Source organism: Actinomadura macrotermitis, assembly GCF_009604375.1.
Taxonomy (GTDB): Bacteria; Actinomycetota; Actinomycetes; order Streptosporangiales; family Streptosporangiaceae; genus Spirillospora; species Spirillospora macrotermitis.
This window is the reverse complement of record NZ_WEGH01000005.1, coordinates 302512-319918: the sequence shown is the minus strand read 5'-3', so window position 1 is coordinate 319918 and position 17407 is coordinate 302512. Positions and strand designations below refer to the sequence as shown.

The following is a 17407-nucleotide window of genomic DNA, read 5'->3' as shown; positions in this document are numbered from 1 at the left end:
CTCCGCTCAGTTGTCGGGGATGAAGTCATAGGGCGGCAGCGGGCCGACCAGCCGCAGCTTGATGCGGTCGGCGACCGCCTCGCCCAGCTCGGCGACGCTCTTTTCGAACTGCTCGCGGGCGTCGGCGCGCACCAGGAACGAGGCGTCGACCACGTCCTCCTCGCGGGCGGGGACGCGCGCGACCACGGCCTCGGCGCCCGGCGCGAGCCGCTCCAGCAGCTGCTGGCCCTCGGCGTCGCGGCGCTGCTGCAGCGCCTGGGAGATCATCTCGCCGAGGCGGACCCGGTCGTAGTAGGCGGCGTCGGCGGCGTCTTCGGGGATCGAGCGCAGCCGCGCCGACAGCTCGGCGATCTGCGGGTCGCCCGCCATCACCTCGCGCAGCACCGTGTCCTGCACGTAGGAGCCCTTCAGGCGCAGCTCCACCCGGCCCTGCAGGGCGTCCAGGATCTCACCGAAGCGCTCGCCGCCGGTGGCCAGCAGCTCGTCCTGCACGGCCTGGCGGCCGGTCAGCGCGGCGCCGAAGCGGAACGGCAGCACCGTGGTGCCCTCGCCGATCAGCGCGGTCAGCACGCCCTGGTGAGCGATCAGGTCGGCGCGCTCGCCGAGCGGGCGGCCCTGCGGCAGGTCGCTGACGACCGCCGCGCACGGGCCGTGCACGATCAGCGACACCGGCTTGCCGTCCAGGCCGGTGGCGCCGTCGGGCAGCGACGCGTCGGCGCGCGTCACCCCGTACACGTACTGGGGCGCCTGCCCGTCCTGGGGAACCTGCTCGTCGCCGGCCTGCGCGCCGGTCTGGGCGGTCATTCGTCGTCCTCCTTACGCGAGCGGCGGCGCGCCGGCGTCTTCTTCTCGTCGTCCTTGTCGTCGTCGTCGCCGGACCCGAAGGTCTCCTTCAGGCGTTCCTGCGCGCCCTCCAGGGCGCCCCGGGTCTTCTTCTTGGCGCCCGACTCCTGCGCGTCGCCCAGGAACTGCGGCAGGCCCTGCGAGGTGCCGTCATGGGCGATGTCCAGGCGGTTCACCGCCTCGGCGAACCGCAGGTAGGTGTCGACGCTGGCGACCACGATGCGCACGTCGATGGTGAGGATCTCGATCCCCACCAGCGAGACCCGCGCGTACAGGTCGATGACCAGGCCCTTCTCCAGGATCAGGTCGATCACGTCGGCGAGACCGCCGCCGGATCCGCCTCGCTGCACGGTGTTGCTGCCCGAGGTCTGCTGGGCGATCGGCCCAGACATAACACCACTTCCTTTGGCTGAGGGGAGCCGATGCCGCTGTTGTGAGCGTCCATCGGCGTGGTGCTAGCTCTCGTACCCCCGTCGATCTCTCTAAACAAGGCATGTGCCGTGAGAAGGGTTTTCCCTGGTGAAAGGCCTTTCACCAGAATCTTTCCCGCGCTTGGCAACAAATCCTTCACGTATGGCAAAGGCGGGCACCTCCTGCTCGCGCAGGAGATGCCCGCCCTCACCCGGGGTGCGCGCCGCGGTCAGCGTTTGCGCGAGGCGACCCGGCGCGCGACCACGACCGCCGCGCCGGCGGCCGCGACCGCCGGCGCGGCCCGCAGGAACTTCTGCAACGACATCAGCTTGGCCAGCTTGGTCAGCTGCCGGGGGACGGCGACCGCCTGCCCGGCCACGCGCTGCGCACCGGCCCCGGCGCCCTTGGCGGCCCGCCCGGCCTGCGCGCCCGCGCGGCCCGCGTGCCCGGCGACCTGCCCCGTGGCCTTACCGGTGGCCTTCCCGGCCTTGCCAGCCGTTCCGGCCGTCTTCCCGGCGCTCTTACCGATCTGCTCTGGTCCCTTGCTCGGGACCGAGGGGGGTTTCATCTGCACGCTCCTTCCGCCCCGGCCCCTACCCGCACCGGCCCCGGCAAACATCGCCGGGCCGTGCCGCACCGGGTGTGCCCAGGTCTCCCCGGCAGGATTCGAACCTGCGCTCTCCGGCTTCGGAGGCCGGTGCTCTGTCCGCTGAGCCACGGGGAGCCGCGCCGCCGCCCCCGCGACGGGGGCGGCGGCCGCAGGTCCGCCCCTTTCGACACCAAGGGGCGGACCCGGCGACCACGACGGGGCTCGAACCCGCGACCTCCGGCGTGACAAGCCGGTGCTCTCCCTGCTGAGCCACGTGGCCAGGTCTCCTCGCGATCAACAGTGCCCGCCCGGCCCGCCCCCGGGCAACGCGTTTTCCCGCCACGGCGCGACATTGTCGGACCGGACCGGTAGAACGATCACATGGCACACGTTCCACCCATGATCGGTTCGGCCGCCGCGGGCGGCCCGGCGTACCTGCTGGCCTGGGAACGCCTGCCCGGCGGCGCCTGGGGCGCCCGTATCGCCTGGATCGAGGTGGGCGACGACGCCGGCGACGGGCGCGTCACCCAGGTCGTCACGCAGGTCTCCGCCGAGGACATCACCCGGCTGGACGGCCAGGACTACAGCGGCGTCCCCCGCCATGACGCCACCCCGCCGCCCGCCCCGCCGTCCAGCCAGCAGCCCGGACCGGCCGGTTCCTGACGCGTCCTCGCTCGCGCCTCTCCCCCGGGCCCAGCCGCCCCGCGTCCTGCCCGACGCCCTGCCCAGCGCCCACCACGGCGCCCACGACCGCCCGGCCAGCCCCCCCGGCCGAAGAAGACGCGGCGTCCCCCGGTTGGCCCTTCAGCGCGTCCCACGCCGCGGCGCACCAAGCCCTCGGCCCGTCCGGTCGCCCCCGGCGGGGCGACCGCGGTGTGCCGCGACGGCAGCCTGTCCTACTCGGCGCACCGGCGCGGCACCTGCTCCCACCACGGCGGTGTCCGGCGCTGGCTGCGGTCGGTGCCCGCTTGACGCTTCTCAGCCGGGATTTGGACATACCACCCCGTACCTTGACAAAGTAAGGTTGGGGGTGGGTGTGAGAGGCTGCGGAGCCATGGCCCCTGACCCGCTTCCGCGCCTGGCCGTGCGCGACGCCGCCCCGGCCCGCGCGGTCGTCCTGCTCCTGCACGGCGGCCGCGAGCACGGCCACGAACCCACCACCGCGCGCCAGCCCGCTCCCCTGCGGATGGTGCCGTTCGCGCTGGCGCTGCGCCGCGCCGGCCGCGGGCGCGGCCTGGCGGTGGCCACGCTCGGCTACCGCCACCGGGGCTGGAACGGCGAGGAGGCCTCCCCCGTGCCCGACGCGCGCTGGGCGCTGGAGCGGCTGCGCGCCGCCCACCCGGGCGCGCCGATCGTGCTGGCCGGCCACTCCATGGGGGCGCGGACCGCACTGCGGGTCGCCGACGACCCGCAGGTGTGCGGGGTCGCCGCGCTGGCGCCGTGGGTGCCGCGCGGCGAGCCCGTCGAGCAGCTCGCCGGGCGCCGCGTCCTGCTGATGCACGGTACGAAGGACCGCACCACTCCCCCCGCCGCGACCCGCGCCTACGCCGTCCGCGCCAGCCAGGTGACCGAGGTGGAGCTGGTCGAGGTCCCCGGCGAGGGCCACGCGCTGCTGCGCCGGGCGGGCCTGTGGCACCGCGCCGTCACCGGTTTCGTCCTGGGCTGCCTGGACGGCCGGGACGCCCCCGTCCCGGCCGCCGACTGAGGGCCGGGACGGGCATGGGCCGCGATCCGCAGTACCTGGCCTTCCTGCGGCGGCGCCTGGCCGCCGCTCAGCCACCGGCCCGGTCACTGCAGGAGGCGCGCCGCGCGCACGCCGCCGACCTGGCCGCCTCCCCGCGCGTCCCGGCCGGGCACGTGCGGGACCTGACCATCACCGGCCCCGGCGGGCCGCTGCCGGCCCGGCTGTACCGGCCGCGGGGGCCCGCGCCGCGGCCGGTGCTGGTGTACCTGCACGGCGGCGGCTGGGTCCTAGGCGACGTGGACGCCTACGACCCGGTCGTGCGGGCCCTGGCGGCCGCCTCGGGCGTGGCGTGGGTGTCGGTGGGGTACCGGCGGCCGCCCGAGCACCCCTTCCCCGCCGCCGTCGACGACGCCGTCGCCGCGCTGGCCTGGGTCCGCGGCAACGCCGCCGGGCTGGGCGTGGACCCGGGCCGCGCCGGGGTCGCCGGGGACAGCGCGGGCGGGCAGATCGCCGCCGCGGCGGCCCTGCGGCTGCGCGGCACCGCCGCCGCCCCCGCCCTGCAGCTGCTGGTCTACCCGGCGCTGGACCTGCGCGCGGTGCCGCCCGACCCGCCCGACCCCGACGGCCTGGTGTTCGCGCGCGGCGGCGTGGAGCAGGCGGTGCGCGCCTACCTGGCCGGCGCCGACCCCGCACTGCCCGAGGCCTCGCCGCTGCTGGCGCCCGACCTGGCCGGCCTGCCGCCGGCGATCGTGGCGGCCGCCGGGCACGACCGGCTGCGCCCCCAGGCCGAGCACTACGCCGCGCGGCTGCGCGCGGCGGGCGTGCCCGTCACCGAGCTCACCGCCGGCGGCCTGGACCACGGGTTCCTCGGCTGGGGCTCCTTCGCCCGCGTCGCCGACGAGGCGATCGGGCGGATCGGCGCCGCCGTCCGCACCGCCCTGACCGGCTGAACGGCCCGGCCGGCCTGGTGCGGGGCGGTCAGCCGGCCAGTTCGGCCTGCAGCAGGTCCAGGCCCATCGGGCCCAGGTCCAGGGCGCGGCGGTGGAAGTCCTTGAGGTCGAACGGCTCGCCGGCGCGCGCGGCCGCCTCGCGGGCGCTGCGGCGCGCCTGCAGCCACACCTTCTCGCCCAGCTTGTAGGCGATCGCCTGCCCGGGCCGGCCCAGGTACCGGTCGATCTCGAACGCGATCGCCTCGTCGGTCTCGGGGCCGGTGTGGCGGCGCAGGAACTCGCGCGCCAGCGCCGGCGTCCACCGCTCGCCCTCGTGGAACCCGGTCCCGGCCGGAATCGCCAGCCCCAGGTGCAGGCCGATGTCCAGCACCACCCGCGCCGCGCGGAACTGCTGGCCGCCCGCCAGCATCCCCAGCCGGTGCGCGGGGGTGGCGTACAGGCCGAGCTCGTCCATCAACCGCTCGGCGTACAGGCCCCATCCCTCGCAGTGGCCGGGGTGCAGTTCGCTGGAGGTGCGCTGGAAGCGGTTGAGGGTGGTGGTGTTGAGGGTGGTGACGCCCAGCTGCAGGTGGTGGCCCGGGACGCCCTCGTGGAACATGGTGCCCGGCACCGTCCAGGTCACGATGTCCTGGTCGTCCGGCACGCTCCACCACACCGTGCCCGGCCGCGACAGGTCCTCGGCGGGCGCCAGGTAGTAGATGCCCGCGGGCGTCGGCGGGATCTTGCAGTCGATGCGGCGCAGCGGCGCGGGGATGTCGAAGTGGGTGCCGTCCAGGGCCTCGATCGCGTTCTCGGCCAGGTCCTGGATCCAGGCGCGGAACGCCTGCGCGCCGCGGACGCGGTGCGCGGGGTCGGCGTCCAGCCGCGCGCACACCTCCGCCACCGGCGTGCCGGGGCTGATCTGCGCGGCGGCCTCGGCCATCCGCGCGCGCACCCGCGCCAGCTCCTGCCAGCCCCAGGCGTAGGTGTCGTGCAGGTCCAGGCGGGTGCCCAGGTGGTCGCGCACGCCCAGGGCGTAGCGGTCGGGGCCAAGTGCGTCGCGGGCGGGCGCGGCCGCCGCCAGGTCACCGCGCAGGTAGGCGGCGAAATCGGCCAGCGCGGCGCCGGCGTCCTCGGCGGCATCGCGCAGGGCGGCGCCGAGGGGGCCCTCGCCGTGGCGGGCGGCCAGATCGGCCAGGTAGGGCGCCATGGCCGCGGCGTCGGCGGCGCTGTTGAGGACCTGGCGGCGGGCGGCGACGCGGCCGTGCGCGGCCTCGGCGGCCAGGGTCGTGCGCAGGCCCGCCAGCACGCCCGGCAGGGCCCGCAGGCGGGAGCGGACCGCCTCCCACGGGGTGGCCGCGCCCTGGTCCAGCAGCTCGACCGCGATCCGCAGCCGCTGGACGGGCCCGTCGGTGGTGTCCAGGAAGCTCTCCTGCACCCCGGCCTCGTCCAGCGCGATCTCGGTGAGCAGCCGCTCGCGCAGCACCGCCGCCGCGACCCGGCCCGGGCCCGCGGCCGGCGCCAGCGCCTCCAGCTCGGCCAGCGTCCGGCGGGACAGCTGCGCGCGCGCCGCGTGCCCGTCGGGGCTGTAGTCGGTGAGGCGGGACTCCTGCCCGGCGATGCCCATCATCGCCGCCCGGCACGGGTCCAGCGCGGCGAAGTCGTCGACGTAGCGGTCGGCCAGGGCGTCCAGGGCGGCGCGGCCGGGCGCGGGGGTGTTCACAGCGGTCATCGCCCCAGCCTAGGGGCCCGCTCGGCGCGCCCCGATCAGCGCGTTTCGGCGGCCAGGCGCACGCCGAGGCCGACCAGCACCGCGCCCGACACCCGCTCCAGCCACCGCCGCACCGCCGGCCGCACCAGGGTGCGCCGGGCCAGCCCCGCCAGCCACACCACCCCGGCGTACCAGACCAGGTCGATCAGCGCCCACAGCACCGCCAGCAGCAGCAGAGCCGCCATCACCGGCCAGCCCGACGGCACGAACTGCGGCAGGAACGACACCGCGAACACCCCGGCCTTGGGATTGGCGATGTTGGTGACCAGCCCGAGCCGGAAGCACCGCCACACCGGCACCGGGACGCCCGCCGCATCACCCGCCGGGCCGTCTTGCGGCGCGTCCCCGCCCTCGGCGGCGTCCGCGCCGCGCCGGGCCTGCCACAGCGCCCTGGCCCCGAAGTACACCAGCACCGCCGCGCCCGTCACCCGCAGCACGTCATAGGCCACCTGGGAGGCCACCAGCAGCGCCGACAGGCCCACCGCCGCCGCCACGCCCCACGCCAGCACCCCGGCCTCGTTGCCCAGCACCGTCGCCAGGCCCGCCCGCCGGCCCGACCGCACCGACTGCCGCATGATCACCACGGTGCTCGGGCCGGGCGCCAGCGCGATCAGGAACGCGGCCCCGGCGAACGCCACCAGACCCTCCACCACCATCCCGCCATGATCACCCCGTGCGGGAGCGGCGGACAACACCTTTGCCCCGCGCCCCGGCCCGGCCCGGTGACCACTCTCAGCCGACGGCTCAGCCCGCCGGGCGGCCCGGCGGGCGCGAGGAGGACAACGGCGCGCCGTCGCCCTCGCCGCCGGTCGCGGTCGGCGCACCCGGCGTGGAAGGCACCGGCGACGGCGAGGAGGTGGGAGGCGCCACCGAAGGCGTCGGCACCGGCGCCGGCTCGCTCGGCGGGACCGGCGGGGTGCGCACCACCGGCTGGCAGGCGAACAGCACCGCCAGCAGCAGCGCCAGCCCCGCCAGCACCGCCGCCAGCGCCAGGATCGCCGCGACCAGGCTGCGCTCGGGCGGCCCCTCGGCCACCGCCGCGGCGGCGCGCGGCCGCTCCAGCGCCGGCTCCCCCGAACCCAGCCAGTACGGCTGGAACCCCGGGCCCCGCCGGGCCCGCGCCGCCGGCGGCGCCGTCTGCAGCGGCACCGCCTCCAAGAACCGCTCCGCGCCCGCCACACCCGGCTCGTACGCCGTCGCCACCCACGGCGCCGGCCCGTCGGGATGGGCCGCCACCACCGGCGCCCCGCCCTCCTGCGGCCCCTGCGCGCCCGAGCCCGCAGGCCCCGCGTTCCAGGGGCCGCCGCCGTGCCCGCCCGGCAGCGCCGCGGTGATCGCCGCCCGGAACCGGTCCCGCGCCGCCGCGTCCCCGGCCGCGCCCCGGTTCAGCACCGCCACGCACGCACGCCGCCCCTGATCGTCCACTCCCAGGAACACGATCCCCGCCGCCGACTCCGCCAACCGCGCCGACAGCCGGAACGGCCCCAACTGCGCCGGATCACCCGGCGGCAACGGCCTCGACATGGCCGCCACACTAACAACCGCCCACCCGCGGCGGCGTCCCCCCGCACACCGCACCGGTGATCGCGTAGGGTCGGCTCTAGCGCCCGCCTGCACCAGCAGACCAAGTGAGGACCTCGCCGATGACCGTCGCCGCCCACGATGCCGACCAGGCCGCCGCGCTGCTGCAAAGCACCGTGGCCGAGGTCAAGAAGGTCATCGTCGGCCAGGAGCACATGGTCGAGCGCATGCTCATCGCGCTGCTGGCCAAGGGCCACTGCCTCATCGAAGGCGTCCCCGGCGTCGCCAAGACCCTGGCCGTGGGCACCCTGGCCGACGTCGTCGGCGGCACCTTCGCCCGCCTGCAGTTCACCCCCGACCTGGTCCCCTCCGACATCGTCGGCACCCGCATCTACCACCCCTCCACCGAGCAGTTCGACGTCGAACTCGGCCCGGTCTTCGTCAACTTCGTCCTCGCCGACGAGATCAACCGCGCCCCCGCCAAGGTCCAGTCCGCCCTGCTGGAGGTCATGGCCGAACGCCAGGTCTCCCTCGGCGGCAACACCTACCCCCTGCCGCGGCCCTTCATCGTCCTGGCCACCCAGAACCCCATCGAGTCCGAAGGCGTCTACCCCCTGCCCGAGGCCCAGCGCGACCGGTTCCTGATGAAGATCGACGTCCGCTACCCCGGCGCCAGCGAGGAACTGCAGATCCTGCGCCGCATGAGCGTCGACCCGCCCGCCGCCACCCGCGTCCTGGAGCCCGGCCAGCTGGCCGGGCTCCAGCGCGCCGCCGAGCAGGTCACCGTGCACGAACTGGTCGCCGACTACATCGTGCGCCTGGTCATGGCCACCCGCGAACCCGCCCAGTACCGCCTGCCCGCCCTGGCCGAGGTCATCGACATCGGCGCCAGCCCCCGCGCCACCCTCGGCCTGGCCGCCTCCGCCCGCGCCCTGGCCCTTTTGTCGGGCCGCGACTACGTCCTGCCCGACGACGTGCACGCCGTCGCCCACGAGGTCATGGCCCACCGCATCGTGCTGACCTTCGACGCGCTGGCCGAAGGCGTCGACACCCGCGACGTCGTCACCCAGATCCTGGCCGCCGTCCCCCCGCCCCGCGTCGTGTGGAACCAGACCACCGCCACCGTCGCCCAGGGATGAACGGGCCGCCCGGCATGGACCACACCGGCATGAACCACCCAGGCATGGACCGCCCAGGCACGGACCGCCCCTCCTTCGCCCCGCCCGCGCCCCCCGCCGGCCCGCCCCACCGCCCGGGCCGCCCCACCCTGGCCGAACTGGCGCCCGAACGCACCCTGCGCCGCCTGGAACTGTCGGTCACCCGCCGCCTGGACGGCCTGCTCAACGGCCAGCACCTGGGCCTCATCCCCGGCCCCGGCACCGAACTGGCCGAGGCCCGCCTTTACCAGCCCGGCGAGGACGACGTCCGCCACATGGACTGGGCCGTCACCGCCCGCACCACCACCCCCCACGTCCGCGACGTCATCGCCGACCACGAACTGGAGGCCTGGGTCCTGGCCGACCTCACCCCCAGCATGGACTTCGGCACCGCCGACCTCACCAAACGCGAACTGGCCACCGCCGCCCTGGCCGCCGTCGGATTCCTCACCCTGCGCCTGGGCGACCGCGTCGGCGCCTACCTGCAGCACCCCGCCGGACTGCGCCGCCACCCCGCCCGCCCCGGCAAACCCGCCCTGTACTCACTGCTGCAGGCCGTCCTGGACGCCCCCCACACCCCCGCCACCGGCAAAAGCAAGGACAAAAGCGCGCGGACGGCCACCGGCAATGACCTGGCCGCCGGCATCACCGCCCTGGACCGCGGCCAGTCCCGCCGCGGCCTGCGCGTGGTCATCTCCGACTTCCTGCCCGCCCCCGGCACCACCCCCGACCCCGGCGACCGCCCCGCCTGGGAACGACCCCTGCGCCGCCTGGCCGCCCGCCACCAGGTCCTCGCCATCGAGATCATCGACCCCCGCGAACTCGACCTGCCCGACATCGGCCTGCTGGACATGACCGACCCCGAGACCGGCACCGTCCACGAGATCGTCCTGTCCGACCGCGTCCGCCGCGACTACGCCGCCGCCGCCGCCGCCCAGCGCGCCGCCACCGCCGCCGCCCTGCGCCGCAGCGGCGCCCACCACATGATCCTGCGCACCGACCGCGACTGGATCACCGACGTCGCCCGCTTCGCCCTGCGCCGCCGCCGCGCCGCGGGCCGGCCCATCGCCACACCCGGAGCACGCCCATGACCTTCCTGGCACCCGGCCGCCTCGCGCTCCTGGCCCTGCTCCCCGTCCTGGCCGCCGTCTACGTCCTGCTCCAGACCCGCCGCCGCGGCTACGCCGTCCGCTTCACCAACCTCGCCCTGCTCGCCCAGGTCGCCCCCAAAAGGCCCGGCTGGCGCCGCCACGTCGCCGCCGCCCTCTTCCTGGTCATGCTCACCCTCATGATGATCGGCTTCGCCCGGCCCGCCACCGGCGTCAAGGTCCCCCGCGACCGCGCCACCATCATGGTCGCCGTCGACGTCTCCCTGTCCATGATGGCCCGCGACGTGGCCCCCAGCCGCCTGGACGCCGCCAAGACCGCCGCCAAGAAGTTCATCGGCGACCTGCCCGCCCGCTTCAACGTCGGCGTCATCTCCTTCGCCGGCAACGCCAACCTCGTCGCCGCCCCCTCCGCCGACCGCCAGGCCGCCATCGCCTCCCTGGACCAGCTCGTCCTGGCCAAACGCACCGCCATCGGCGAAGCGGTCTTCACCGGCCTGCAGGCCGTGCGCACCTTCGACACCCAAGCCAGCCAGGACCCCCCGCCCGCCCACATCGTCCTTTTGTCCGACGGCGACAACACCACCGGCCGCTCGGTCGCCGAAGCCATCGACGCCGCCCGCACCGCCCACGTCCCCGTCTCCACCATCGCCTTCGGCACCCCCTACGGCACCGTCGACATCGAAGGCGAGACCACCAGCGTCTCGGTCAACAAAGAGACCCTGCGCACCCTGGCCACCGGCACCGACGGCAAGGCCTACGAGGCCGCCGACGCCGGCCAGCTCAGCGAGGTCTACGCCCACATCGGCAGCTCCCTCGGCTTCAAGATCGAACACCGCGACATCGCCGCCCGCTTCACCGGCCTGGCCCTGCTGTTCGCCCTCGGCGCCGCCGGCGCCTCCCTCGCCTGGTTCTCCCGCCTCCCCTGACCCCGCCACAAGACCGGCTCACGAAGCGCCGGCCCGGCGACCCCCCACCGGCAGGCACCCCGCCAGATCCGGCGGCCGCCGCGGCGGCGCCACCCGCAACAACCCCCACGCCACCACCAACCCGCACAGCATCGCCAAAAGATGCCCCAGATCCCACAACGTCCGGCTCCAGAACATCGGCCCCACCACCCCCACACCCAGGAACACCACCCCCACCGCCAGCCACCGCCCCCGCATCAGCAGCACCGCCGCCGCACACCCCGCCACCATGATGTAACTGACCCCCACATCCGTCGTCACCGCCAGCCGCGCCGGAGCCCGCCCCGACTCCAGCGCACGCCGCTCCACCGCCACCGTCAGCAACGACCCCAGCACATGCCCCGCCGCCCCCACCACCACGATCCGCGGCGTCCCGTACCGCCGCTCCGCCCACGCCACCACCGTCGCGAACACCACCACGTACAACGACAACCCCTGACCGTTGTCGGCCACCCACAACGCACTGTCCAGCAACGTCTGCAACGGCGCCCGATGCAGATTCACCAGATTCGTCGACTGCAACGTCGTCAACAGCTCGATCAACCGCGGCGGCACCGAGAACTGCACCAGCGTCGACACCGTGAACAACACCACGTACACGAACGTCGCCGGCGCCGACAGCACCCAGGCGTGCAACCGCCGCGTGTACGGCGACAACCGCTCCACCCACCCCGCCGCCCGGCCCCACACCGACCCCAGCCCGCGCAGCGCGTACCAGCACACGACGCACCACAACACACCCGCAACGACCATCCCGGCCCCCACACCGACGCCACCACCCGCGCAACCGCCAGCACTGTCCCACCTACGCGCCGCACCGGCACCCCCGCCACGCTGATACGGTCGGCCGACGTGGGGGAACACTACTTCGCGGCCAAACCCGGCGCCGCCGGCCGTCCGCGCACCATCGACCTGGTCCTGCCCGACCTGCACCTGCGCCTGAACACCGACAGCGGCGTCTTCTCGCCCGACCGCGTGGACCTGGGCACCCGCATCCTGCTGGAGACCGTCCCGCCGCCCCCGCCCGAAGGCACCCTGCTCGACCTGGGCTGCGGCTACGGCCCCATCGCCCTCACCATGGCCACCCGCGCACCGCAGGCGGCCGTCGTCGGCGTCGACGTCAACGAACGCGCGCTCGACCTGGCGCGGAGCAATGCCCAAACCGCCGGCCTTGACAACGTAAGGTTCGGGTTGGCCGAGGAGATCGACCCCGCCCAGCGCTACGCCGCCATCTGGTCCAACCCGCCGATCCGCATCGGCAAGGCCGCCCTGCACGACCTGCTGCTCACTTGGCTTCCCCGCCTGGCCCCCGGCGGCCGCGCCCACCTGGTCGTGCAGAAACACCTCGGCTCGGACTCCCTGCAGCGCTGGCTGAACGACCAGGGCTTCCCCACCCAACGCACCGCCTCCCGCTCGGCCTACCGGATCCTGGCGGTCTCCGCCCGCCCCGAGCAGCAGACCACCCACCAGGAAGGCCCCACCCGATGACCGGCCAGCCCGCCGAGCAGCAGCGCAGGCAGCTGCGCCCGACCGACGTCAAGCGCCTCAACCGCGAATGGCGCCGCCGCACCAACGGCCGCCTGCACCTGCTGGTCGAATCGGTCACCCAGCCGTTCAACATCGGCTCGATCATGCGCAGCGCCGCCGTCTTCGGCGTCGACCACCTGTGGCTGGCCGGCAACGCCACGCCCCCCACCCACCGCAACGTCGCCAAGACCGCCCTCGGCACCGAGCGCCTGGTCCCCTGGGAGCACGCCGGCACCGCCGCCGAGGCCGCCGCCGCCGTCCGCGCCGAAGGCCTGCGGCTGATCGCGGTCGAGCTGACCGCCGACGCCCTGCCGCTGCACGAGGCGCCCCTGGACGGCGACATCTGCCTGGCCGTCGGCGGCGAGGACCACGGCTGCTCCCCCGCCCTGCTCACCGCCGCCGACGCCGTCGCCTACATCCCCCAGATCGGCCGCGTCGGCTCCCTCAACGTCGCGGTCGCCACCGCCGTCGCCCTCGCCGAGGCCCGCCGCCGCGAATGGACCGCCCCCGTCGACTGACCCTGCCCTCGAAGGCGGCCCGGACCGATCGAAAAACGCATACACCGCCGCAACACCCCTCCCGCTTAGATGGGCGCATGGACCACGGCTCACCCCTGTCGGCACCGGCCCGCCGCAAACGCATGATCGTCATCGCCGGCCTGGCGCTCCCGGCCGTGGCGCTCGCCGCGTTCGGCCCGCTCGGCATGGTGCTGCGGATGCTGGCCATGCCGCTGCACGACCCCGACTGGCACCGGTGGGTCGCCACCTTCAACGGCGTGGCCCTCATCACCGTGCTCGCGCTGCCCCCGGCCGCGCTGGCGGCGTGGGCGCTGGCACGGCGCCGCAAGGCCGCCGGCGTCCCGGCGCCCTGGCGGATGTCGCTGGCCGAGGTCGGCATCGTCTACGGGACGGTGCCGTGCGCCTGGATCATCCTGCTGCCCGGCGACGAGAACGGCGCCGTGGTGAACCTGGTACCGCTGCACGACCTGCTCACCATGGACGCCGGCCAGATCATCGGCAACATGCTGGTGTTCGCGGCGCTGGGATTCCTGGTCCCGCTGCGGTTCGCCGCGCTGGCCTCGGTGCCGCGGGCCCTGGCGCTGGGGGCGGGCTGCTCGGCCCTGCTGGAGATCCTGCAGTACCTCCTGCGCCTGGACCGGGTCTCCTCCGTCGACGACGTCCTGCTCAACGCCGCCGGGGCCGGGCTGGCCGCACTGGCCTCACGCCCCTGGTGGCGCGCCCGGGCCTGACCGCCCCGGCCCGCATACGCCCGCGATACACCGTGCTGCCTAGGCTGCCGATATGCGCGTGCTGATCGTGGAGGACGAGCCCTACCTGGCCGAAGCAGTCCGGGACGGCCTGCGGCTGGAGGCGATCGCCGCCGACATCGCCGGCGACGGCGACACCGCCCTGCGGCTGCTGGCCGTCAACTCCTACGACCTGGCGGTCCTGGACCGCGACATCCCCGGCCCCTCCGGCGACGAGATCGCCCGCCGCATCGTCGCCTCCGGCAGCGGCATCCCCATCCTCATGCTCACCGCCGCCGACCGCATCGACGACAAGGCCTCCGGATTCGGGCTCGGCGCCGACGACTACCTCACCAAGCCCTTCGAGCTGCGCGAGCTCGTCCTGCGCCTGCGGGCCCTGGACCGCAGGCGCGCGCACACCCGCCCCCCGGTCAGCGAGATCGCCGGCCTGCGCCTGGACCCCTTCCGCCGCGAGGTGCACCGCGACGGGCACTACGTCGCGCTCACCCGCAAGCAGTTCGCCGTCCTGGAGGTCCTCGTCGCCGCCGAAGGCGGCGTCGTCAGCGCCGAAGAGCTCCTGGAACGCGCCTGGGACGAGAACGCCGACCCCTTCACCAACGCCGTGCGCATCACCGTCTCGGCCCTGCGCAAACGCCTCGGCGAACCCTGGATCATCGCCACGGTCCCCGGCGTCGGCTACCGGATCGACACCGGCGGCGGAACCCGTGCCTAGACGCCCCGGGCTGAGCGCCCGCCTGAAACTCACCCTCAGCTACGCCGGATTCCTCCTCATCGCCGGAGTCCTCCTGCTGGCCGTGGTGTGGGTGTTCCTGCTGCGCTACGTGCCCGACGCCGCCTTCGTCCCCGGACCGTGGGGCTGCCGGCCGGGATTGCCGTCCCCGCCCTCGGTCCCCACCCGCGGCGACCTGCAGCGCGCCTTCCTGCCCCGCGCCTTCCAGGCACTGGCCTTCCTGCTGGTGTTCGGCCTGCTGGGAGGATGGCTCCTGGCCGGCCGCATGCTCGCCCCGCTCACCCGGATCGCCGACGCGGCCCGCATGGCCGCCGGCGGATCACTGTCCCACCGCATCCGCATGGAAGGCCCCGGCGACGAGTTCCGCGAACTCGCCGACGTCTTCGACACCATGCTCGAGCAACTCGAGTCCCACATCACCGAGCAACAGCGGTTCGCCGCGAACGCCTCCCACGAACTGCGCACCCCGCTGGCCATCTCCCGCACCCTCCTGGAGGTCGCCCGCAACGACCCCGGCCGCGACCAGCGCGAGCTCATCGACCGCCTGCACACCGTCAACACCCGGGCCATCGACCTCACCGAGGCCCTGCTGCTGCTCGGCCGCAGCGACCGCAGGAACTTCGCCCGCGAACCCGTGGACCTGTCCCTGCTCGCCGAAGAGGCCGCCGAGACCCTGCTTCCCCTCGCCGAACGACGCCACATCACCCTGGAGGTCACCGGCGAGACGGCACGCACCTCCGGCTCCGCGGCGCTCCTGCTGCGGATGGCGACCAACCTCCTCCAGAACGCCATCGTCCACAACCTGCCCGCCGGCGGCACCGTGCGCGTCCACACCGGGACCCGGCACGACGCGAGCGTGCTGCGGGTCGAGAACACCGGCCCCCCGCTCCCACCGGACCTGGTGCCGACCCTCACCGAGCCCTTCCAGCGCGGCACCGAACGCGCCCGCACCGACGAGCACGCCGGCGTCGGCCTCGGGCTGGCCATCGTGCACAGCATCGTCCGCGCCCACGACGGGACCCTCGACCTCGCCCCCCGCCCCACCGGCGGCCTCCTGGTCACGGTCCGCCTTCCCGGCGCACCGCGCCCATCGTGAACCACCTGACGGGCTACCCTCGGAAGTCCTGCATCAGGGCCGCGAACTCCTCCAATGAGATCTTGCCGTCGCGGTTGCGGTCGGCCTGCACCACGATCTCCACCGCCCGGGTGTCGCTGACCTCCTGCCCGAACGCGCGCATCAGGTTCTTCAGCTCGGCCGGCGAGATGTACCCGTCGCCGTCGGTGTCGAGCATCTCGAACGTCGCCCGGTACTGGTCGGTGTCCGCCATCGGTGGTTCTCCTTGAAGTGGGGTCGTGCTGGGTCGGACACAGGACCGTAGCACCATCACCCGCCGCCTTGACATAGTAAGGTCGAGCCTCGGTCGTCCGGGGTGCCGCCGAGCGGCCATAATCGGGTGAGTGCCGCGCTCGTACGAATTCCTCGACCACCCCGGCCCCATCCCGTTCGCCCACCGCGGCGGCGCCGCGGGCCGCCCCGAGAACTCCATGGCCGCCTTCCAGCGCGCCACCGACCTCGGGTACCGCTACCTGGAGACCGACGCCCGCGCCACCGCCGACGGCGTCGTGCTGGCCTTTCACGACCGCACCCTGAACCGTGTCACCGACCGCACCGGGCACGTGGCACGCCTGCCCTACACCGAGGTCGCCAAGGCCCGCATCGGCGGCCTGGAGCCCATCCCCCGCCTGGCCGACGTGCTCGGCTCCTTCCCCGGCGCCCGCGTCAACATCGACATCAAGGACGCCCCCGTCCTCGGCCCCCTGCTGGAGGTGCTGCACCGCACCAAGGCCTGGGACCGGGTGTGCGTCACCTCCTTCTCCGACCGGCGGCTGGCCCGGCTGCGCGCCCGCGTCCCGATGTACACCGACCGGCCCGTCTGCACCGCCCTCGGCCCCCGCGACATCACCACCCTGCGCGCCCTGGCGCGCGGCCGCGCCGCCGCGCGCCTGGCCGGCCTGGCCGCCGCCGGCGTCGCCTGCGCCCAGGTCCCGGCCTCCTTCGGCCCGGTCCGCGTGGTCACCCCCGCCTTCGTCGCCCAGGCCCACGCGCTCGGCCTGAAGGTGCACGTCTGGACGATCAACGACCCGGCCGCCATGGCCCGGCTGCTGGACCTGGGCGTGGACGGCGTCATGACCGACGAGCTGGTCCTGCTGCGCGAGGTCATGGCCGCCCGCGGCCTGTGGGACCACGCCGCCCCCGCGCGCCGCGAGCCCGGCCCCGCCTGATCAGCCGCCCGCGGCCGCTGGTCCACCGCCGGGCAGGCCCGCGCCTACGGTTTCGCCGATCACGTGACCGGCTCCGCCGGCCCGCCCGGGCCGTGACGGGCCCGCGGCGGCAAATCGGCAGGGTTGGACGCGGCCCGACGGGGAATCTTGACACGGTACTCAGCGTTGGGATGGGTACCACCGTAAGCCGTCTGGGAGGCACGTGACGATGGCCGAGCGCGCACTTCGCGGCACCCGACTCGGAGCGACGAGCTACGAGAACGATCGCAACACCGACCTGGCCCCGCGCCAAGAGGTGGACTACACCTGCACCAAGGGCCACCGGTTCACCGTGACGCTCGCCGCCGAGGCCGAGGTGCCGATGACCTGGGAATGCCGCAGCTGCGGCGCGACCGCCCTGCGGGTCGACGGGGAACTGCCCCAGACCAAGAAGGGCAAGCCCGCCCGCACCCACTGGGACATGCTCATGGAACGCCGCACCGTGGAGGATCTGGAGGAGGTCCTGGCCGAACGGCTCGCCATCTTGCGCGCCGGGCGCCGCAAGAGCGCCTGACGCCGCCGGACGCGCGGCCGCACCCACTCAAGATCCCAAGCAGGCACCCGGTCCGCCGGGCGCCCACA

The 17407-nt window shown here is 74.8% G+C and carries 21 protein-coding genes, 2 tRNA genes and 1 pseudogene; 14 read left to right on the top strand and 10 right to left on the bottom strand.

Annotated elements, in window-relative coordinates:
* Positions 1-6 precede the first annotated feature (6 nt).
* The 5 genes from ACRB68_RS34180 to ACRB68_RS34160 form a co-directional block, all read right to left on the bottom strand.
* Complete coding sequence (locus ACRB68_RS34180) at positions 7-804, bottom strand: GvpL/GvpF family gas vesicle protein (RefSeq protein WP_153539945.1); 798 nt, start codon at positions 802-804, stop codon at positions 7-9.
* Positions 801-1235, bottom strand: a complete 435-nt coding sequence (gvpJ, locus tag ACRB68_RS34175; RefSeq protein ID WP_153539943.1) for a gas vesicle protein GvpJ — start codon at positions 1233-1235, stop codon at positions 801-803. Before gvpJ ends, ACRB68_RS34180 begins: the two co-directional genes overlap by 4 nt.
* A 248-nt stretch (positions 1236-1483) precedes the next feature.
* Positions 1484-1822, bottom strand: a complete 339-nt coding sequence (locus tag ACRB68_RS34170; protein WP_153539941.1) for a hypothetical protein — start codon at positions 1820-1822, stop codon at positions 1484-1486.
* Positions 1823-1905: 83 nt separating this feature from the next.
* Positions 1906-1978, bottom strand: a tRNA-Arg gene (locus tag ACRB68_RS34165).
* Between the two features lie 72 nt (positions 1979-2050).
* Positions 2051-2123 (bottom strand) — tRNA-Asp (locus ACRB68_RS34160).
* Positions 2124-2242: 119 nt separating this feature from the next.
* Here ACRB68_RS34160 and ACRB68_RS34155 point away from each other — a divergent pair.
* From ACRB68_RS34155 to ACRB68_RS34140, 4 genes and pseudogenes are all read left to right on the top strand, one after another.
* Positions 2243-2506, top strand: a complete 264-nt coding sequence (locus tag ACRB68_RS34155; RefSeq protein ID WP_153539940.1) for a hypothetical protein — start codon at positions 2243-2245, stop codon at positions 2504-2506.
* A gap of 180 nt (positions 2507-2686) precedes the next feature.
* Positions 2687-2815 (top strand): annotated as a pseudogene (locus tag ACRB68_RS42900) (DUF3761 domain-containing protein); the annotation flags it as partial.
* 82 nt (positions 2816-2897) lie between these two features.
* Positions 2898-3548 (top strand): alpha/beta hydrolase, encoded by a 651-nt coding sequence (locus ACRB68_RS34145; protein WP_153539938.1) that lies wholly within the window; start codon positions 2898-2900, stop codon positions 3546-3548.
* Between the two features lie 14 nt (positions 3549-3562).
* On the top strand, positions 3563-4477 hold the full coding sequence (locus ACRB68_RS34140; RefSeq protein ID WP_153539935.1) for an alpha/beta hydrolase: 915 nt from the start codon (positions 3563-3565) through the stop codon (positions 4475-4477).
* A 28-nt stretch (positions 4478-4505) separates the two neighbouring features.
* Here ACRB68_RS34140 and ACRB68_RS34135 read toward each other — a convergent pair whose 3' ends face one another.
* From ACRB68_RS34135 to ACRB68_RS34125, 3 genes are all read right to left on the bottom strand, one after another.
* Positions 4506-6188, bottom strand: coding sequence for a DUF885 domain-containing protein (locus tag ACRB68_RS34135; protein WP_153539933.1), 1683 nt, complete (start codon positions 6186-6188; stop codon positions 4506-4508).
* Between the two features lie 35 nt (positions 6189-6223).
* Positions 6224-6883, bottom strand: a complete 660-nt coding sequence (locus ACRB68_RS34130) for a LysE family translocator (protein ID WP_153539931.1) — start codon at positions 6881-6883, stop codon at positions 6224-6226.
* 88 nt (positions 6884-6971) lie between these two features.
* A complete protein-coding gene (locus ACRB68_RS34125) occupies positions 6972-7751 on the bottom strand; it encodes a hypothetical protein (RefSeq protein WP_153539929.1) in 780 nt (259 codons plus the stop codon).
* 119 nt (positions 7752-7870) lie between these two features.
* Here ACRB68_RS34125 and ACRB68_RS34120 point away from each other — a divergent pair, with 119 nt between their 5' ends.
* Genes ACRB68_RS34120 through ACRB68_RS34110 form a run of 3 tightly spaced genes read left to right on the top strand, consistent with a single transcriptional unit; the run spans position 7871 to position 10940 of the window.
* Positions 7871-8887, top strand: a complete 1017-nt coding sequence (locus ACRB68_RS34120) for an AAA family ATPase (RefSeq protein ID WP_153539927.1) — start codon at positions 7871-7873, stop codon at positions 8885-8887.
* Between the two features lie 44 nt (positions 8888-8931).
* Positions 8932-9996, top strand: coding sequence for a DUF58 domain-containing protein (locus ACRB68_RS34115; RefSeq protein ID WP_153539925.1), 1065 nt, complete (start codon positions 8932-8934; stop codon positions 9994-9996).
* Positions 9993-10940: a VWA domain-containing protein gene (locus tag ACRB68_RS34110; protein ID WP_153539923.1), complete on the top strand. Its 948-nt coding sequence runs from the start codon at positions 9993-9995 to the stop codon at positions 10938-10940. Before ACRB68_RS34115 ends, ACRB68_RS34110 begins: the two co-directional genes overlap by 4 nt.
* Before the next feature lie 18 nt (positions 10941-10958).
* Here ACRB68_RS34110 and ACRB68_RS42255 read toward each other — a convergent pair whose 3' ends face one another.
* The gene (locus ACRB68_RS42255; RefSeq protein ID WP_153539921.1) at positions 10959-11732 is read right to left on the bottom strand and encodes a rhomboid-like protein; all 774 of its coding nucleotides are present in this window, start codon (positions 11730-11732) and stop codon (positions 10959-10961) included.
* Between the two features lie 99 nt (positions 11733-11831).
* On the opposite strand from ACRB68_RS42255, the gene ACRB68_RS34100 reads away from it, so the two are divergent.
* From ACRB68_RS34100 to ACRB68_RS34080, 5 genes are all read left to right on the top strand, one after another.
* Positions 11832-12467: a class I SAM-dependent methyltransferase gene (locus tag ACRB68_RS34100; protein WP_328595145.1), complete on the top strand. Its 636-nt coding sequence runs from the start codon at positions 11832-11834 to the stop codon at positions 12465-12467.
* The gene (locus tag ACRB68_RS34095) at positions 12464-13024 is read left to right on the top strand and encodes a TrmH family RNA methyltransferase (RefSeq protein WP_153539919.1); all 561 of its coding nucleotides are present in this window, start codon (positions 12464-12466) and stop codon (positions 13022-13024) included. The genes ACRB68_RS34100 and ACRB68_RS34095 overlap by 4 nt, the downstream gene beginning before the upstream one ends.
* 77 nt (positions 13025-13101) lie before the next feature.
* A complete protein-coding gene (locus ACRB68_RS34090; protein ID WP_153539917.1) occupies positions 13102-13755 on the top strand; it encodes a VanZ family protein in 654 nt (217 codons plus the stop codon).
* Between the two features lie 52 nt (positions 13756-13807).
* The gene (locus ACRB68_RS34085) at positions 13808-14485 is read left to right on the top strand and encodes a response regulator transcription factor (protein ID WP_153539914.1); all 678 of its coding nucleotides are present in this window, start codon (positions 13808-13810) and stop codon (positions 14483-14485) included.
* Positions 14478-15599: a sensor histidine kinase gene (locus ACRB68_RS34080; protein WP_328595144.1), complete on the top strand. Its 1122-nt coding sequence runs from the start codon at positions 14478-14480 to the stop codon at positions 15597-15599. Before ACRB68_RS34085 ends, ACRB68_RS34080 begins: the two co-directional genes overlap by 8 nt.
* A 13-nt stretch (positions 15600-15612) precedes the next feature.
* Here ACRB68_RS34080 and ACRB68_RS34075 read toward each other — a convergent pair whose 3' ends face one another.
* On the bottom strand, positions 15613-15831 hold the full coding sequence (locus tag ACRB68_RS34075) for an EF-hand domain-containing protein (RefSeq protein ID WP_153539912.1): 219 nt from the start codon (positions 15829-15831) through the stop codon (positions 15613-15615).
* 130 nt (positions 15832-15961) lie between these two features.
* On the opposite strand from ACRB68_RS34075, the gene ACRB68_RS34070 reads away from it, so the two are divergent.
* Both ACRB68_RS34070 and ACRB68_RS34065 read left to right on the top strand, forming a co-directional pair.
* The gene (locus ACRB68_RS34070; RefSeq protein WP_328595143.1) at positions 15962-16786 is read left to right on the top strand and encodes a glycerophosphodiester phosphodiesterase family protein; all 825 of its coding nucleotides are present in this window, start codon (positions 15962-15964) and stop codon (positions 16784-16786) included.
* 208 nt (positions 16787-16994) lie between these two features.
* On the top strand, positions 16995-17339 hold the full coding sequence (locus tag ACRB68_RS34065) for an RNA polymerase-binding protein RbpA (protein WP_153540804.1): 345 nt from the start codon (positions 16995-16997) through the stop codon (positions 17337-17339).
* Positions 17340-17407: the final 68 nt, after the last annotated feature.

Coding starts and splice junctions, on each gene's coding strand:
- ACRB68_RS34145 (WP_153539938.1), top strand. CDS start 2,898: ATGGCCCCTGACCCGCTTCCGCGCCTGGCCGTGCGCGACGCCGCCCCG.
- ACRB68_RS34110 (WP_153539923.1), top strand. CDS start 9,993: ATGACCTTCCTGGCACCCGGCCGCCTCGCGCTCCTGGCCCTGCTCCCC.
- ACRB68_RS34120 (WP_153539927.1), top strand. CDS start 7,871: ATGACCGTCGCCGCCCACGATGCCGACCAGGCCGCCGCGCTGCTGCAA.
- ACRB68_RS42255 (WP_153539921.1), bottom strand. CDS start 11,732: ATGGTCGTTGCGGGTGTGTTGTGGTGCGTCGTGTGCTGGTACGCGCTG.
- ACRB68_RS34065 (WP_153540804.1), top strand. CDS start 16,995: ATGGCCGAGCGCGCACTTCGCGGCACCCGACTCGGAGCGACGAGCTAC.
- ACRB68_RS34140 (WP_153539935.1), top strand. CDS start 3,563: ATGGGCCGCGATCCGCAGTACCTGGCCTTCCTGCGGCGGCGCCTGGCC.
- ACRB68_RS34090 (WP_153539917.1), top strand. CDS start 13,102: ATGGACCACGGCTCACCCCTGTCGGCACCGGCCCGCCGCAAACGCATG.
- ACRB68_RS34095 (WP_153539919.1), top strand. CDS start 12,464: ATGACCGGCCAGCCCGCCGAGCAGCAGCGCAGGCAGCTGCGCCCGACC.
- ACRB68_RS34170 (WP_153539941.1), bottom strand. CDS start 1,822: ATGAAACCCCCCTCGGTCCCGAGCAAGGGACCAGAGCAGATCGGTAAG.
- gvpJ (WP_153539943.1), bottom strand. CDS start 1,235: ATGTCTGGGCCGATCGCCCAGCAGACCTCGGGCAGCAACACCGTGCAG.
- ACRB68_RS34115 (WP_153539925.1), top strand. CDS start 8,932: ATGGACCGCCCAGGCACGGACCGCCCCTCCTTCGCCCCGCCCGCGCCC.
- ACRB68_RS34135 (WP_153539933.1), bottom strand. CDS start 6,188: ATGACCGCTGTGAACACCCCCGCGCCCGGCCGCGCCGCCCTGGACGCC.
- ACRB68_RS34155 (WP_153539940.1), top strand. CDS start 2,243: ATGATCGGTTCGGCCGCCGCGGGCGGCCCGGCGTACCTGCTGGCCTGG.
- ACRB68_RS34075 (WP_153539912.1), bottom strand. CDS start 15,831: ATGGCGGACACCGACCAGTACCGGGCGACGTTCGAGATGCTCGACACC.
- ACRB68_RS34180 (WP_153539945.1), bottom strand. CDS start 804: ATGACCGCCCAGACCGGCGCGCAGGCCGGCGACGAGCAGGTTCCCCAG.
- ACRB68_RS34130 (WP_153539931.1), bottom strand. CDS start 6,883: ATGGTGGTGGAGGGTCTGGTGGCGTTCGCCGGGGCCGCGTTCCTGATC.
- ACRB68_RS34085 (WP_153539914.1), top strand. CDS start 13,808: ATGCGCGTGCTGATCGTGGAGGACGAGCCCTACCTGGCCGAAGCAGTC.
- ACRB68_RS34125 (WP_153539929.1), bottom strand. CDS start 7,751: ATGTCGAGGCCGTTGCCGCCGGGTGATCCGGCGCAGTTGGGGCCGTTC.